The following is a 14,594-nucleotide window of genomic DNA, read 5'->3' as shown; positions in this document are numbered from 1 at the left end:
CTGATGCCATGGCATCTCAGGATCCAGCACGCCGCCGCACGCTGCACACCTGGAGCAGCGCTGATCTTCCCTGGACTCTGCAGCGGGCCGAGACCGAGCAACAACCCCTGCTGGATCTGGCCAGCAATGATTACCTCGGTCTCAGCCGTCATCCGGCGGTGATCGACGCCGCTACCGAAGCCCTCCATCGCGACGGCGTTGGGGCTGGTGCGTCACGGCTGGTCACCGGCAGCCGGCCGTGTCACGCGCGTTTCGAGGCAGACCTGGCCGACTGGCTTGGACGAAGCTGCGTCTTGCTGTTTCCCAGTGGCTTCCAGGCGAACCTCGCTGCCGTCTGCATCCTGGCTGACCGGCACACCACGGTTCTGGCCGATCGACTGATTCACCACTCGCTTCTGGTGGGCGTGCGGGCCAGCGGTGCCCGTCTGCAGCGCTTCCAGCACAACGATCTGACGGATCTCGAGCGGCGGTTGCAGGCCATGGCAGGGCAGCCGGGATCCCTGGTGGTGCTCAGCGAAAGCCTGTTCAGCATGGAGGGCACCAGCCCGGATGTGGCAGCTCTGGCTGCAGTGTGCCAACGATTTGGGGCCGATCTGCTGATGGATGAAGCCCATGCCCTCGGGGTACTGGGAGCGGAGGGTCGCGGCCTCTGCTTTGGCATCGAACCGGTGCGACTGATCAGTGGGACCTTCGGCAAAGCCTTCGGCAGCGGCGGCGCCTTCCTGGCCTGTGATGCCGATCTCGGCGACGCCTTGCTGCAGACCAGTGGCGCCTTCCGTTACACCACTGCCTTGGCCCCACCCCTGGTGGCCGGTGCACAGACGGCACTGGACCTGATCCGATCCCATCCGCACTGGAGTCAACAGCTGCAGCAGCGGGCGAGCCACTGGCGGGATGCCCTGGAGGGCCAAGGCTGGTCACGACCTGCGGGGGTGGGACCCGTGCTGCCCTTGCTGCTGGGCAGCGATACCGCGGCCCTCGCCGCTCAGGCGGTTCTGGAAGAGCACGGGTTGCTGAGTGTGGCGATCCGGCCGCCCTCCGTTCCGGAGGGGACGGCTCGGCTGCGGCTGGTGCTGCGCCGGGACCTGCCTAATGAGACGGTGGAACAGCTGCTCAAGGCCCTCCCCTCCCCATGAATCAGGTGATCGCCGCCCATGGTTGGGCTGGGGATGCAACGGTCTGGCGGGCCTGGCAGCAGCGGTTTGAGGCCCGAGGCTGGCACTGGGATGCCATTGAACGGGGCTATGGACAGCGTGAGCCCCACCAGCCCAGCTGGGCAGAGCTGCCGGGTCAGCGCCTCGTGATCGCCCACTCCCTGGGACTCCATCTGCTGCCGGAGAAGGTGCTTCAACAAGCGGATGCCGTGGTGAGCCTGGCGGGCTTTGCAGCCTTTGTTCCAGCAGGAGCGGCCGGACGGGCCCTGGGGGTGGCGCTGAAGGGCATGGCCTCCTGCCTGGGGACGTCGGACGAACCAGCGATGCTGCGGAAATTCCTGAGCCGCTGCGCCTCGCCTCTGCCGCTCTCGGCCCTGCCGAACAATCCGCTGCTGCGCGGCATGCATCCTTCTGGCCGCCAGCGGCTTCAGGATGATTTGGTGCTGCTTCAGCAGTGCCAGAGCCTGCCAGACGGCTGGCCTGAGGGAGCATCGGTGCTGGTGGTGCAGGGGGAGCAGGACGCCATTGTCTGCCCGGACAGCCGCACGCAACTGCTGCAGGCCCTGCCCCCGTCGCGCACAGACCACCGGCTCCGCCCTGATGAGGGTCATGCCGTGGTGACACCGGCGGTGCTGGATCTGGTGGTGCGCTGGGCAGGCAATCCATGACGAACACCTGGAGCCAACGGGTTGTGGAGCGCTTCGGTCGATCCGCTGATCGTTACGACGGTGCCGCCAACCTCCAGCAATCCATGGCCAGACAACTGGCTGAACGGTGCCGCCGTCAGAGCATTCCCCGGGGGTTCTGGGTGGATCTGGGCAGTGGAACGGGTCTGCTGGCGGATGATCTGGAACGTCTGCATCCGGGTCAGACGGTGCTGCGAGTCGACGGCAGCGACGCCATGCTGCGCCGTCATCACCCAACCGCCAGAACCTGCTGCCTTGATCTGAATCAGCCGCTGCCCAACTGGAGTTCAGCGCCGGTGCTGCTGAGTTCCAGCTTCGTTCTGCACTGGCTGACCAGCCCAGCAACCTTCCTGCAGCACTGGTATGAACGTCTGGCCGAAGGGGGCTGGCTGGTTGTTGCCGTTCCCGTTGCCGGCAGTTTTCAGCAATGGCATCAGGCCGCCGAACGGGCCCAACTGCCCTGCACAGCCCTGCGCTTCCCTGAAGTCGATGATCTCCTGAACGTTGTTCCTCGCTCTGCCGTGCGACATCAACGACTGCATTGCTTCAGCCGCCGAGCGCAACGGCCTCTTGAGCTGCTGCGTCCGATGCGCACCATCGGGGCCAGCTCCAGCACCCACCCTGGTCTGGGGCCCAGTCAGTGGCGCCGTCTGGCGCGTGCCTGGCCGGATGCGGAGACCCCGAGCCTCACCTGGCACGTACTGAGCCTGATGCTGCAGCGATGAATCATCCATCTCCCCAGATCGTGGTCTGCGGCACCGACACCGATGTCGGCAAAACGGTCGTCAGTGCCTGGCTGGTGCAGGGCCTGAATGCTCACTATTGGAAGCCGGTTCAAAGCGGCCTAGAGGACGGCGGCGATCGCGGACGGGTGCAGTCCCTGCTCAACCTTCCACCCGATCGCATGTTGCCCGAGGCCTATGCCTTTCACCAGCCGGTTTCACCCCATTGGGCCGCTGAGCTGGACGGTATCCCCCTCAACCCGGATGACCTGGTCGTTCCCCATTGCACGGCGCCCTTGGTGGTGGAGACCGCAGGCGGATTGATGGTGCCGTTAACGCGGCGATGGCTGCAGATCGATCAGCTGCAGCGCTGGGATCGACCGATCGTCCTGGTGGCCCGCAGCGGACTCGGCACCCTGAACCACACACTGCTGAGCCTGGAGGCCCTCAACCGTCGTCAGCTGACGGTGCTGGGACTGATCCTCAACGGGCCGGCCCATGCCGACAATCCCGGCACCCTCGAACAGTTCGGTGGTGTGCCGGTTCTGGCCCATCTGCCGACACTGTCCCCACTGACGGCTGAGTCCCTCGCCAGGGAATGGCAACACCAGGGATTGAGCTCTAAGTTCCAGGATCTGCTCGCCATCCAGCAGCAATGAAGCCACCCCAATCCCTGATCAGCTTGGTGCTGGTGATCCTCTGCGGAGGAATTCTGGTGTTGTTCACCGATGTTGAACAGATGCTGGTGCGTTGGGTCAACTGCGGTCCGATCGCCACAGATGCACAGAAAAGCAGCCAAATCTGCCGCTGATCAGCCGAGGGATTTCGAACGCAGAGGGCACGTTCCCATCCGGATCGATACCTGACGAACGGCCTGGGACAGCGGCCAGCCTTGTCGCAACTGCTCGTGAATCTGATCGATCTGCAGGGGAGACCACCCACGCATCTCCAGAAACACGCGAATGGAGGGCCAGCCGCCCTCTGCAAACACCTCACTCCGCTGTCCATCAAGGCCGACGGCCGCCGTTCCAGCCCCAGCCGCAGGAACAAATCGCTTGGACAGCCCTCGAGTTCGCGTCATGGCCATGGAGTGGCGCTGCGGCTCCGAGGTCCAATATGACAAAAGATGCCCAGGCCGCCATGAGGACAACGGCTGATCAGTCACGACATCCCAACCTCTGGCCGCCGTTCACGCAAATCGAATCGGCACCGCTGCCGCAACGGGTCATCGCCGGGGATGGAGCCCTGTTGCTGCGGGAACAGGGCATTCCCCTGATCGATGCCATCAGCAGCTGGTGGGTGACGCTGCACGGCCATGGTCACCCGGTGATGGCCAAGGCCATTGCCGATCAGGCCGCCCGCCTCGAACAGGTGATTTTTGCTGATTTCACCCATGAACCGGCGGAACGTCTGGGGGAGCGGCTCAGCAAGCTCACGGGACTTGATCGGCTGTTTTTCTCCGACAACGGTTCCACAGCTGTGGAGGTGGCGCTGAAGATCGCCTGTCAGTGGTGGGTGAACCGTGGCGAACCGCGGCACCAGATCGTGGCCTTTGACGGCGCTTATCACGGCGACACTTTCGGTGCCATGGCCGTGGGCGAACGCAACCTGTTCAGCGAACCCTTCGACGACAAGCTGTTCCCCGTTGCCCGTTGTCCATGGCCCGCCACCTGGTGGGATGACCCCGATGTGGACGCCAGGGAACAGGCGGCCCTGGCCGTGCTGGAGACCACGCTGCAGCAACCGACCGCCGCGGTGATCCTGGAGCCGTTGCTCCAGGGTGCCGGCGGGATGGCGATGGTGCGTGGCACCTTCCTCAGGCAGGTGGAGATGTTGGTACGGCAGGCAGGCGCCCTGCTGATCGCCGATGAAGTGTTGACCGGATTCGGCCGTTGCGGCGACTGGTTCGCCTGCCACCGAGCCGGGATTCAGCCAGATCTGATGGCCCTCTCAAAAGGCCTGACCGGCGGTTGTCTGCCCATGGGCGTGACCATGGCCAGTGAACGGGTCTTCTCAGCTTTTGTTGGGGCAGACCCCAGCCTGACCCTCTGGCACGGCCACAGTTTCACCGCCAATCCGCTGGGTTGCGCAGCGGCCAACGCCAGCCTTGATCTGCTGCAGCAGGACCCCGACCAGTTCCGAGGGTTCGAAGCACGGCATCGCCCCCATCTGGAACAACTGCGGGCCCATCCGAACGTGACGCGCTGCCGGCTGACCGGCACGGTGGCGGCCTTCGACCTGAGCGTCAGCGGCGATGCCGGCTATCTCAATCCAGCCGGGCCCACCATCAAACGGATCGCCCTGGAGCATGGGGTGTTCCTGCGCCCCCTGGGACAGGTGGTGTACCTGCTGCCACCGCTGTGCATCAGCAACGATCAGCTGGGCCAGTGCTACAAGGCCATCGCCACGGCTCTGGATCAAATCTAACGACCATCGGCCTGCAGGTTGAAGCTGCTTACGGGCCGGCCTGAATGGCCGCCGTCACATCGGCACGGGAGAGGCCGTAGGGCAACGAGCAGCGACTCTCCTCAGCACCAGGCTGCTGCCAGATCACCACTACGTCTTCGCGCGCTAGCAGGATCTCGGCAGACCAGTCGGGCCTGGTGAGGGCCCAACGGCAGGGATCCCCATCGATCCGCTCAGCGTTGAGGCTGATGAGCCAATCCTCCAGCGCCCTGATGGAATGCTGATTCAGCGGGGTGTTCGATGGGGGCTGAAGAGACATCGGACAACCAATCGGGTGACACCTGCCAGGCTCGCCCCTGAACACCTGCAACACCAAGCCCCACAACGAGGCTGAGCAGCAGTGCCAGGCCCAGCAACAACAACGCTGTCCACTCTCCACCAGACAGGGGCCGGCGCTCTCCGATGCCATCCCATTGGTCAACGGTGTCGGTGGGCTGCGGGGCAGCAGGTCGTTGCGGTTGCAAGCGTTGCCGCAATTGCTCGTCGTAATGACGACGGCGCTCGGGATCTGCCAAGAATTCGTAGGACTCCTTGAGCTGCTGGAAATTCTTGGCCGCCTCAGCCACCGGGAGTGTGGTGGTGTCTGGATGCAACGCCTTGCTGCGACGGCGAAAAGCCTGCCGAAGACTGGCCTGGGACGCCTGAGTGGACACCCCCAACCGCTCGTAGTGACTGAGGTCGGGCTCGGACACAGGGGTCTGCCGGTCATTCATCCTAGGAAGAGTTGCAGCAGCACCCCATGCCCGACTCCTTGCCGGGAGCCGCGTTCTGGGAGGCGCTCGGCTGGACTCCAGAGCCTGCGCAACTGGGGCAGCTGAAAGCCCTTCAGGATCTGCTGCGCAGCTGGAACAGCCGGGTCAACCTGACGCGTCTGGTGGAGGGGGACGACTACTGGATCAACCAGGTGTTCGACAGCCTCTGGCCGCTGCAGACGGAACTGCGCAGTCCTCATCAGAGCCGGCTTGCCATTGATGTGGGCACCGGGGGCGGATTTCCAGGACTGGCTGTGGCCATCGCCATGCCCGGCGCCCGGATGACGTTGCTGGATTCCGTCGGCCGCAAGACCGCTGCAGTCCAGGCCATGGTTAACGACCTGGGACTGAGTGACCGGGTCAGCGTGCGAACCGATCGCATCGAAAGCGCAGGCCATGACAGGACGCTGCGAGGAGGCTTCGATCTGGCGATGGCGCGGGCAGTGGCGGCTGCACCGGTGGTGGCGGAATACCTCGTACCGCTGCTGAAACCCGATGGGAACGCCTTGCTGTACCGCGGCCAGTGGGGGGATACGGATCTACGTCAGCTGAAACGGGCCCTGGTCCCCCTGAACGCACAACTGAGCTCCAGCCAGCACTGCCAGCTGCCAGCGGAGCGCGGCGTGCGCCACCTGATCAGACTCCAGCCGGTCAGCCCCTGTCCCAGACAGTTTCCGCGCGCTGTCGGTGTTCCCAGCCGGCAACCGCTGGGGGGGTAATCAAACGCTGCTGAGACGCATCTGCGCCTCCCCCGCCAGCCTGGTCTTGAGCGAGCGCAGGATGTCGGGAATCTGCTGACGCCATGGACTGGCATGCAATACCACATCCAGCTCGGCGATCGAGACCCCCGCATCGAGGGCATCGGCATTGGAGCCCGCGAACCAATGGCCACCACTGCCCAGCAACCGGTAACGGGCCCTGGCATAACTCTCAAGATCCCAGGCTTCAAGCAGGTTGTGCAGCCACAGCAGCACCGGAAGATTGATGTCTCCCGGCGTGTCCTGCCAAGTAGGAAGCCCTGTCCGCCAGCTGTTCAGCCAGGCCTCTCCCAGGGTTTCCATAGCCGCCTGCCGCAGCCGCGCATGCACCGGCGCAATCAGCGCATCGGCGTGATCGAGGAGACCAACGGCCTCAAGGTGCAGGTCAAGATCCGACGGTCGGGCCGCCCCAACACTGATGGTGTGCACGCGGGGGTCACGCAGACAGAAGAGATCGTTGAAGACGATGGGATGCACGGGGTCGCACAACTCGAGCAGACGTTGTGATGGTGTGTGCAGGTGACCGCCTTTGTCGGTGGGACTGATGATGAACACCCCCATGTCCTGCCGCTGCGCTGCATCCAGGGCAGGCGAGTTGTCTTGGCGGATGTAATACCAGTGGACATTCATGTAGTCGAAGGCACCGCTGTTGCAGCTGGCGACGATCACGTCTGTCGGACCGTGGGTGGAGAAGCCCACATGGCCAATGCGTCCATCGGCTTGCCAGCGACGCACCACCTCCATGCATCCGCCGGGACGAAGGGTCTGCTCCAGATGCTCCGGCAGGTTGATGCCGTGAATGGCCAGCAGGTCGAGACGCTGACAGCCAAGCCGCTCAAAGCTGAGGGCCAGCTCGGCCTCGAAGGCATCAGGATCTTCCCGGGGCGGCACCTTGCTTTGCAGGATCCGTGTCGGGTCTGGCGTTGTGGGAAAAGCCCAGCCCAACTGGCGTTCGGAGCTGCCGTAGTGACGCGCGGTCTCAATGTGATGCAGGCCTAACTGCGTGGCGCGCTGGAGAGTCGCCTGCAGGTTGTTTTGGGAGTCAGACGTGATCTCCGATGCCGGCAGATCGGTCCAGCTCTGCTGAAAGCGCATTCCGCCCAAGGAGAGCAACGGAATGGGCAACTCCGTGCGGCCAAAACGACGGGTGGGCAGGTCGGGCATCAACCCCGTGGGCGTGGCTGCAGATCCTGGCGAATCAGATCGCTTTGCAGCGTATGGAGATCCTCAAACGGAACCCAATGGATGCAATCGACAGGACAGGTGTCGATGGCTTCCTGAATGCATTCAGTGCTGTCGCCGTCCTGACGGATGGCCCTGGAGCGTCCGAGGTGCGGCTCCACAACAAAGGTGTTGCCGGCCACATGAGCGCAGTAACGACAGCCGATGCAGACGGATTCGTCCACCCAAACCGCTCTTTCACAAAGGGAGCCCCCGAGTTGGGGCTCACACCCGGATCGTTCAATCGGCTGATCAACCGAAGCCGAAAACGCCAGGGAGGGATCAATCGGATCTGACTGGTTCAGACGTCCCAGCGGGTCACAACCAGCTCGATCGAACCGTCCTGCTTGACCTGCTGTTCAGCCACCTGGAATCCCTCTATCCCGCTGGCTTTGAGGACTGTATTCAGGGCATAGCGCTGGGTCAGCTTTGACAGGAAGCGCTCAACGGGAATGGTTTGCTTCCAAAGATCGAGGTCGGTCACCAGCTCATAAGCCCCTGTCTTTTCGTTCAAACGGAATCCGAGATCACCGCCGTTGTCCATCGCAACAGCGAGATCAGCTGTCACGGTCTGGCCGCGGTAGCCACGCACAGGGCGCTCTCCTTGATCAGGTAAATAACCAAGGTCTTTGAGCGCCTGAACGAGAGGCTCGAGTTGACGCAATTCGGTTTTGACGGTGCTGAAGTGCGACATCAGTGCAGGTGATTTGGAAGGGACTGGGACTGAACCTCGAGTTGATGGAAGGCCTCGGCGGTGGAGTCCCGCCGTTCAACCGTTCCGAGGGCAGCTTCCAGACGCTCGGTGAGCTGCTGGCACGCCTCACCGGACACCCCTTCAACCAGTTCCTCCACCCGACCATCGGGTCGGATTGTGAAACGAACGGTGCGTTGAGGCATCCAACAAGGGTGTTGAGGCGCGAATGCTAATCGGGGTCCGTGAAGACCGTCGCCACCTCCGTTACAGGTTGTCGGGAAGCCTGGCGGCGGATCAGCTCAGGAAGCCTTCATCGATCAAAGTCTGCAGCCGTTCAAGAACAGTCGGATCTTCCAGTTGTTCGAGGGCTGTGCGCGCCTCATCACGGACTGACGCCTCACCGTCGTGGAGCAGAGCAGACACAAGTGCCTCCACTAGCTCCAGCCTCCTGGGAGCCACCAGTTGCTCGTAAAGGCGACCAAGCGCCCAAATACTGTTGCTGCGCACCACCGGCTCACTGTCGATGGTCAGACTGACCAGAAGTTGACCAGCTGCGGGATCGGCCTTAGCCGGTGAGCGGCTTCCCGCTTCAGCAAGAGACCCCGGACACCAGATCCGCACCGCCGCCACATCGGCCTGCAGAGCTCGAATCAACGGATTGAGGATCGGAGCATCCGGATAATTCCCCAGGCTCCAGGCCGTGGCCTTGCGGACGTATGCATTGCCATCGGACTGGAGCAGGCCCAACAGCGGCTCGACGGCAGGAGGAGACGGATTGCGACCCAGGGCATAAACGGCACTCATCCGTTCCACCGGGCAGGGCCGATTCAACAAATCGAGCAGGAGAGGAACAGCACGGGGATCCCGGTGCTCGCAGAAGATCCTCAACCCTTGAAGTCGCTGGTCATGCCCCTGCTGAAGCCAAACCAGCCCTTGATCACAGGCCCTGGCGACACCCTGGGAGTCGATCTGTGACTCGTCGGGCTCGATCGCATCAAGGGGGTCGATGTCCTGTTCAGCGGCCAGCTCTTCCGCCAGCAAATCTGGATCCAGTGACAGGCTGGACAAACTCTGATCGCGTTTTCTGGCGTCGCTGTCGCTCATTCCCGGATCGTAAGTCGACAAACCACCGCAAGAACAGGTCGATCGGAGAGGATCCACACCAATTTGGATGGTTCTGTGAGCCCATCACCCCTCGAACGGACCTCGGTTGTGAAGAAAGACAAGGACAGGACGGGCTGGCGTGGATTCAGAAGCGACTCCGACAACCCATGAAATGCTGAGACAGCGACGCTGCTGCTGGAACAGACCCATCTCACGAAACGACCACTGAATAGAATTGATTAAAAATCCCTGCTTAGGACGCAGCCAAATCAACCGCAAATCACTACAAAAAGATGGGAATAGCAACATCAACGTTGACAGGCAAGAATTCGAACACGCCCCCCTTCTCCATCTCGAATCAGCCCTTGATTGAACTTCAGGGTGTTGTACGTGACGTCAGTGGCGCCAAAGAAACAACTAATCGCTTACTCAATAACGTCAGCTGGCAATTGCAACAAGGGCAAAGAGTTGGCGTGATCTCACCTTCCATTCGCGAAGCACATGCCTTTCTCGATTGCGCAGCGGGCGTTGTTCCTGTGCAGAACGGACAGGTCACCATTCATTGCAATGCGAGCTGGCCGCTTGGTGCACGAGGTGGGTTACTGAACTCGCTAACAGGCCGACAGAATGCAGCATTTCTTCAAGGCATTTATGGCCACGCCGGACAACGGAACCATGACTTAGACGTCATTCAAACCATTGCAAGCCTAGAAGACGGTTTCTTCGACAAACCCCTGCGGGTCTACCATAAATTCATGCGGACAAGGTTTTACCTAGCGGTTTCGCTTGCGTTCGATTTCGATGCTTACATTATCCCTCAGATCTTCGCATTGAAGGCCAACGAAAAGTCGGAGCGATTCTTGAGATTCCAAAATGCACTTAATAGCCGCACCGAAGACAAGCCCTTGATCATGGCGAATAAAGATTTTAGTATATTACAGCAATATTGCGAGGACGGAATCGTACTCCACAAGGGAAGCATCGTCTATGAAGGCAAAATCGATGAATGTCATCAATGGTATTTGAGCAACATCAAGGATGCCCCAATAGACGATTCTATTGACAATGAAATAGAGTACGAAAGTTCTTCGTTGCCGGAGAATGACGACCCGGACGACGGTGACAATGCAGCACTTTGGTAACCATCAAAGTGCTGCATTGTTGATGAATCACCCCATGTCATCCGATAGGAGCGGGAGCCAGCATGTCTCCTGGCAGCCAGATCCTGGCGCTGACGGCCACCAGTGCCAGTGCGAAAAGCACCACGATCAGGGCTGGCAACAGAGTTGTTCGAAAAAAAGACAAGGGTGGTCAAACCATTCGAGCGCCATTCTGCTGTGGAAGGCGACGCATCAGCAGCCATGAGCCCACAAAGACCACAAGGCCTCCCCAACCACTGAACTGCTGATGCAGCAAGAAACCTCCGATGCCGATCAGCCCGCCAAACAACATCCCACAGGAGCAAACAAAACGGGCCAGCAGCGTCGACAGGCGCTCCTGCGGCTCCACCTGGAATCGTTGCCGCAGGCGCGCCCAACCGGGGCCGGGAGGCTGCACCTGCCGGATGAAGGTTTCCAGAACCGCCTCTGATTCCGGTGGACTCAACAACATGGCACTCAGCCACACCACGGCTGAAACACCGGTGATCACTGCCAGCCGCAGGCCGTAATCCTCAATTCTTACGAGGGGCAGCACCGTGGTGAGCAAACCGACGATGAAACCGCAGAGCATGGCCGCCAACTCGGCCGCTGCATTCACCCGCCACCAGAACCAACGCAGAACCAGAACAACGCCAGGCCCGGAGCCGATGGCGATCACAAGACGGAAAACAGTGCCAATGCTGTCACTGATCAATGCCGTGACCACTCCAAGCCCAAGCAGCAACACCGTGGTGAGTTGCCCCACCAGCAACAGTTCCCCAGATCCGGCATTGGGGCGGATGAAGCGTTGGTAGAGGTCGTGGGTGAGGTAACTGGCGCCCCAGTTCACTGATGTGCTTACCGTGCTCATGAAGGCCGCCACCAGCGACACCACCACCAACCCCAAAGCCACCGGAGGCAGCAGCTGCACCGCCAGGGCGGGATAGCTCAGCTCCCAATCCCCCTGATCGGGCAGCAGCACCAGAGCCGCCAGGGCCACCACCACCCAGAGCCAACTGCGTACCAGATAGTTCACCACCAAGAACACCCAGCCCGCCAACCGCGCCTGCTGCTCATCCCGGGTGGCCAGCATGCGCTGAATGAATTCACCACCGCCGTCGCTCCGTCGGAAACTCCACCATTGAACGGCGATGTAAGCCAGGAACATCGGCACCGAAATGCCGGCCCCCTCCAACCAATGCACGCCCCCGTCCTCGATGGTCCAGGGGACCAGAGACAACAACTCCGGGCGATTCATGCCCTCGAGCTGCTCGAGGAGTCCTCCCATGCCGCCGGCAGCATGCAGTGCCGCGACAGCGACAGCAAGAGCTCCGAGCAAAGCAAGTATCAACTGAACCAGATCGGTGACCACCACGGCCCAGAGCCCCCCGGCCACGGTGTAAGCCAGCACCATCAGAGCCACCACAGCCAGAAGCCACAGCGTGTCGGGCACACCGAAGGCCGCCGGACTTCCGGAGACGATGCCCAGCGCTTCCACCACCTTGCGCAAGGCCAGAAAGGCGTAACCGATGCCGATGCAGTTCACCGGCAGGGCCAGCAAGAATGCCTTGATCCCCCGCAACCAGGCCGCGGCCGGACCGCCATAACGAAGTTCGGTGAACGCCGCATCAGTGAGCACGCCACTGCGGCGCCACAACGGCGCAAACACCACGGCCATGGCCACGTGGGCCAGGCCAAAGCTCCACCACTCCCAGTTCCCAGCCAATCCACGGCTGCCGATCAGGCCAGCGACGTAGAGGGGGGTGTCGATGGAAAACGTCGTCGCAGCCATGGATGCACCAGCAAGCCAGCCGCTGAGACGACGGCCTGCGACGAAATAGTCCTCCTCACCACTGTTGCGACGGGCCAGCCACAGCCCCAGCACAAGGGTTAGGACCAGATAGCCCCCGAGCAGAGCCCAATCGATCGGCGCCATAGATCATCAACATTGGGCGACAGTCTGATGTGGTTCGTAAAGTCCGGCTCAAGCAGAACGAACAGACCGTGAAAGGGAAGGGCTTCCTTTACATCCCCAAGCACAAGCTCGTTTATGCGCGGATCCCGAAGTGTGCGAACACTTCAATCAAAACAATTTTATCAGAATTAGTAAAAACAAGCGCAGCCAAGAACCCCCGCACAGCAAGAAATCTAGAGCCAACAAACGACCGCTTCTGGAAACTTTGCACAACAGAGGCAATGTTTTTAAAACCAGACAGATATACTGCTATTCGCAAGAAAGTATTTACTTTCACCTTCATACGGGAGCCATTACAAAGGCTTTTCTCTTGCTATCGAGAGAAAATCCTTCGACCATCGATCTTCCCTGCTATGCAGCGCCTCGGCTACACGAAGGCAATGACCTTCAGTGAGTTTGTCGAATTAACTTGTGAACTGAGCCTTGACTCGATGGATGTTCATACACAACCTCAAACGTTTCTGATCAGCGACTCAAAAGGAAGGCTCCCTGATTACATCGGCTGCCTCGAAAATCTAAAGACAGACTGGGAGCGACTCAGTGAGCTAATGGAGCAACGTGGCATCCCTTTTAGCCAACAACTACCTCATCTCAACAGGAGTCAGGCCCTACAAACTGATCAACCAGAACCGGGTCGGCTTCCCGATCGGGTGCGACACCAATTTGAGCTGACCTATGGACACGACATTCAGCTCTATCAAAAGCTCATTGCAGCTCAGCTACCCTGACGTCGACGTCGTAACTGACCGCAGGCAGCGTTCTGATCCAAGCCGCGACTTGCGCGCAGACTGACGGCCACACCACGACGCTCGAGCACACGCTGGAAGCCCTCAATCCGGGCGCGGGTGGGACGTTGAAACTCCTCCTCTTCAATCGGGTTGTAGGCAATCAGGTTCACGTGGCTCTGGAACCCTCCCACCCGATCGGCCAGTTCTGCGGCGTGTTCGGGGGCATCGTTCAAACCACCCAGAAGGATGTATTCGAAGCTGACGCGACGGCCGGTCACGGCCAGATAGTGACGACAGTCTTCCAGCAAGGCCTCGTAGGGATAGGCATGAGCCGTGGGGATGAGCTCTTCCCGCAGCGCTTGGTTGGGGGCATGAAGGCTCACCGCAAGGGTGAACTGGGCCCGACCGAGGGTCGCCAGAGCCAGCTCGGCCAGCTGTGGCAGGGTTTTCGGAACACCAACGGTGCTCACCGTGATCCGACGTTGACCAATCCCGAGGTCGTCGTTCAGGCAGCGGATGGCATCGAGAACCGCCTGGCTGTTTAGGAGAGGTTCCCCCATGCCCATGAACACGATGTGGGAGGGCCGGCGATCCATCACCTCTCGCACACTGAGCACCTGATCAACGATCTCGTGGGTGCGCAGCGAGCGCTGCAGGCCTCCTTTACCGGTGGCGCAGAAACGGCAGGCCATCGGACAGCCCACCTGGCTGGACACACAGACCGTCAGCCGCTGATCAGTGGGGATGCCAACGGTCTCGATCGTCTCGCCGTCATCGGTGGACAACAGCAATTTGGTGGTCGCGTCTGCAGCAACCGAACGATGCACCTCCTTCAGGCGACCGACCTCAACACCGTCTTCCTTGAGAGACTCCCGCCAAGCCTTCGGCAGAACGGTGATCTCCGACAGGGATCGGGCTCCCTTGGCGTAGAGCCAGTCGTGCAGCTGCCTCCCACGAAAGGGCTTCTGCCCCTGAGCAACCGCCCAGCTCTCCAGCTCGGCCGCGCTGCGACCGAGCAACATCTGGCTCACCAGATCAGCAGACCATGGCCAAGCTTGATCTCCACCGCCAGCAGGGCGATGAAACCAAGCATGGCGGCACGTCCATTGAGCTTCTCGGTGTGACCGTGGAAGCCAAACCGCGGCAGACGACGCTGGGGGATGTCAGTGGGCTCAAGCATCGGTGATTCGGCGAT

Annotated in this window: 21 protein-coding genes; 9 read left to right on the top strand and 12 right to left on the bottom strand. The window is 61.2% G+C overall.

What is annotated here, in order from left to right; all coding sequences use genetic code 11:
- Positions 1 to 8 precede the first annotated feature (8 nt).
- Genes TX72_RS03095 through TX72_RS14355 form a run of 5 tightly spaced genes read left to right on the top strand, consistent with a single transcriptional unit; the run spans position 9 to position 3,373 of the window.
- The gene (locus tag TX72_RS03095) at positions 9 to 1,136 is read left to right on the top strand and encodes an aminotransferase class I/II-fold pyridoxal phosphate-dependent enzyme (protein WP_011127501.1); all 1,128 of its coding nucleotides are present in this window, start codon (positions 9 to 11) and stop codon (positions 1,134 to 1,136) included.
- A complete protein-coding gene (locus tag TX72_RS03090) occupies positions 1,133 to 1,822 on the top strand; it encodes an alpha/beta fold hydrolase (protein WP_011127500.1) in 690 nt (229 codons plus the stop codon). Before TX72_RS03095 ends, TX72_RS03090 begins: the two co-directional genes overlap by 4 nt.
- Positions 1,819 to 2,565, top strand: coding sequence for a methyltransferase domain-containing protein (locus tag TX72_RS03085; RefSeq protein ID WP_011127499.1), 747 nt, complete (start codon positions 1,819 to 1,821; stop codon positions 2,563 to 2,565). The genes TX72_RS03090 and TX72_RS03085 overlap by 4 nt, the downstream gene beginning before the upstream one ends.
- Positions 2,562 to 3,221: a dethiobiotin synthase gene (bioD, locus tag TX72_RS03080; RefSeq protein WP_011127498.1), complete on the top strand. Its 660-nt coding sequence runs from the start codon at positions 2,562 to 2,564 to the stop codon at positions 3,219 to 3,221. The genes TX72_RS03085 and bioD overlap by 4 nt, the downstream gene beginning before the upstream one ends.
- Positions 3,218 to 3,373: a hypothetical protein gene (locus TX72_RS14355; protein WP_173358484.1), complete on the top strand. Its 156-nt coding sequence runs from the start codon at positions 3,218 to 3,220 to the stop codon at positions 3,371 to 3,373. Before bioD ends, TX72_RS14355 begins: the two co-directional genes overlap by 4 nt.
- Here the strand turns inward: TX72_RS14355 and TX72_RS03075 are convergent, their stop codons facing one another.
- On the bottom strand, positions 3,374 to 3,649 hold the full coding sequence (locus TX72_RS03075) for a hypothetical protein (protein WP_042503073.1): 276 nt from the start codon (positions 3,647 to 3,649) through the stop codon (positions 3,374 to 3,376).
- Positions 3,650 to 3,678: 29 nt separating this feature from the next.
- On the opposite strand from TX72_RS03075, the gene bioA reads away from it, so the two are divergent.
- A complete protein-coding gene (gene bioA / locus TX72_RS03070) occupies positions 3,679 to 4,989 on the top strand; it encodes an adenosylmethionine--8-amino-7-oxononanoate transaminase (protein WP_011127496.1) in 1,311 nt (436 codons plus the stop codon).
- Positions 4,990 to 5,017: 28 nt separating this feature from the next.
- Here bioA and TX72_RS03065 read toward each other — a convergent pair whose 3' ends face one another.
- Positions 5,018 to 5,287, bottom strand: a complete 270-nt coding sequence (locus TX72_RS03065) for a DUF3143 domain-containing protein (RefSeq protein WP_011127495.1) — start codon at positions 5,285 to 5,287, stop codon at positions 5,018 to 5,020.
- Complete coding sequence (locus TX72_RS03060; RefSeq protein ID WP_011127494.1) at positions 5,202 to 5,741, bottom strand: J domain-containing protein; 540 nt, start codon at positions 5,739 to 5,741, stop codon at positions 5,202 to 5,204. The genes TX72_RS03065 and TX72_RS03060 overlap by 86 nt, the downstream gene beginning before the upstream one ends.
- Positions 5,742 to 5,767: 26 nt before the next feature.
- On the opposite strand from TX72_RS03060, the gene rsmG reads away from it, so the two are divergent.
- Positions 5,768 to 6,499, top strand: coding sequence for a 16S rRNA (guanine(527)-N(7))-methyltransferase RsmG (rsmG, locus tag TX72_RS03055; RefSeq protein WP_042503069.1), 732 nt, complete (start codon positions 5,768 to 5,770; stop codon positions 6,497 to 6,499).
- Here the strand turns inward: rsmG and TX72_RS03050 are convergent, their stop codons facing one another.
- From TX72_RS03050 to TX72_RS03030, 5 genes are all read right to left on the bottom strand, one after another.
- Complete coding sequence (locus tag TX72_RS03050; protein ID WP_042503066.1) at positions 6,500 to 7,702, bottom strand: aldo/keto reductase; 1,203 nt, start codon at positions 7,700 to 7,702, stop codon at positions 6,500 to 6,502. It lies immediately after the preceding gene.
- Positions 7,702 to 8,073, bottom strand: coding sequence for a ferredoxin (locus TX72_RS03045; RefSeq protein ID WP_011127491.1), 372 nt, complete (start codon positions 8,071 to 8,073; stop codon positions 7,702 to 7,704). Before TX72_RS03045 ends, TX72_RS03050 begins: the two co-directional genes overlap by 1 nt.
- The gene (locus TX72_RS03040; RefSeq protein WP_011127490.1) at positions 8,061 to 8,453 is read right to left on the bottom strand and encodes a DUF1257 domain-containing protein; all 393 of its coding nucleotides are present in this window, start codon (positions 8,451 to 8,453) and stop codon (positions 8,061 to 8,063) included. The genes TX72_RS03045 and TX72_RS03040 overlap by 13 nt, the downstream gene beginning before the upstream one ends.
- Positions 8,453 to 8,656, bottom strand: coding sequence for a DUF2997 domain-containing protein (locus tag TX72_RS03035; RefSeq protein WP_011127489.1), 204 nt, complete (start codon positions 8,654 to 8,656; stop codon positions 8,453 to 8,455). Before TX72_RS03035 ends, TX72_RS03040 begins: the two co-directional genes overlap by 1 nt.
- 91 nt (positions 8,657 to 8,747) lie before the next feature.
- Positions 8,748 to 9,557: a HEAT repeat domain-containing protein gene (locus TX72_RS03030; protein ID WP_011127488.1), complete on the bottom strand. Its 810-nt coding sequence runs from the start codon at positions 9,555 to 9,557 to the stop codon at positions 8,748 to 8,750.
- A 365-nt stretch (positions 9,558 to 9,922) separates the two neighbouring features.
- Between TX72_RS03030 and TX72_RS03025 the strand changes: the two genes are divergently transcribed.
- Entirely contained in the window at positions 9,923 to 10,699 is a 777-nt protein-coding gene (locus tag TX72_RS03025) for a P-loop NTPase family protein (protein ID WP_011127487.1), read from the top strand.
- A gap of 37 nt (positions 10,700 to 10,736) precedes the next feature.
- Here the strand turns inward: TX72_RS03025 and TX72_RS14825 are convergent, their stop codons facing one another.
- Complete coding sequence (locus TX72_RS14825) at positions 10,737 to 10,862, bottom strand: DUF8624 family small hydrophobic protein (protein ID WP_263969717.1); 126 nt, start codon at positions 10,860 to 10,862, stop codon at positions 10,737 to 10,739.
- A gap of 6 nt (positions 10,863 to 10,868) precedes the next feature.
- On the bottom strand, positions 10,869 to 12,632 hold the full coding sequence (locus tag TX72_RS03020) for a sodium:solute symporter family protein (RefSeq protein WP_011127486.1): 1,764 nt from the start codon (positions 12,630 to 12,632) through the stop codon (positions 10,869 to 10,871).
- 29 nt (positions 12,633 to 12,661) lie between these two features.
- Between TX72_RS03020 and TX72_RS03015 the strand changes: the two genes are divergently transcribed.
- Positions 12,662 to 13,399: a sulfotransferase family protein gene (locus TX72_RS03015; protein WP_011127485.1), complete on the top strand. Its 738-nt coding sequence runs from the start codon at positions 12,662 to 12,664 to the stop codon at positions 13,397 to 13,399.
- On the opposite strand, the gene rlmN is transcribed toward TX72_RS03015, so the two are convergent.
- Entirely contained in the window at positions 13,387 to 14,430 is a 1,044-nt protein-coding gene (gene rlmN, locus TX72_RS03010; RefSeq protein WP_148228754.1) for a dual-specificity RNA methyltransferase RlmN, read from the bottom strand. The genes TX72_RS03015 and rlmN overlap by 13 nt on opposite strands.
- Positions 14,427 to 14,579, bottom strand: a complete 153-nt coding sequence (locus tag TX72_RS03005; protein ID WP_011127483.1) for a CAB/ELIP/HLIP family chlorophyll-binding protein — start codon at positions 14,577 to 14,579, stop codon at positions 14,427 to 14,429. The genes rlmN and TX72_RS03005 overlap by 4 nt, the downstream gene beginning before the upstream one ends.
- Between the last annotated feature and the right edge of the window lie 15 nt (positions 14,580 to 14,594).

The sequence above is a fragment of the Parasynechococcus marenigrum WH 8102 genome, from assembly GCF_000195975.1.
GTDB lineage: Bacteria > Cyanobacteriota > Cyanobacteriia > PCC-6307 > Cyanobiaceae > Parasynechococcus > Parasynechococcus marisnigri.
Note: the sequence above shows the minus strand (reverse complement) of the source record. Positions and strands in the feature narration are given on the sequence as shown.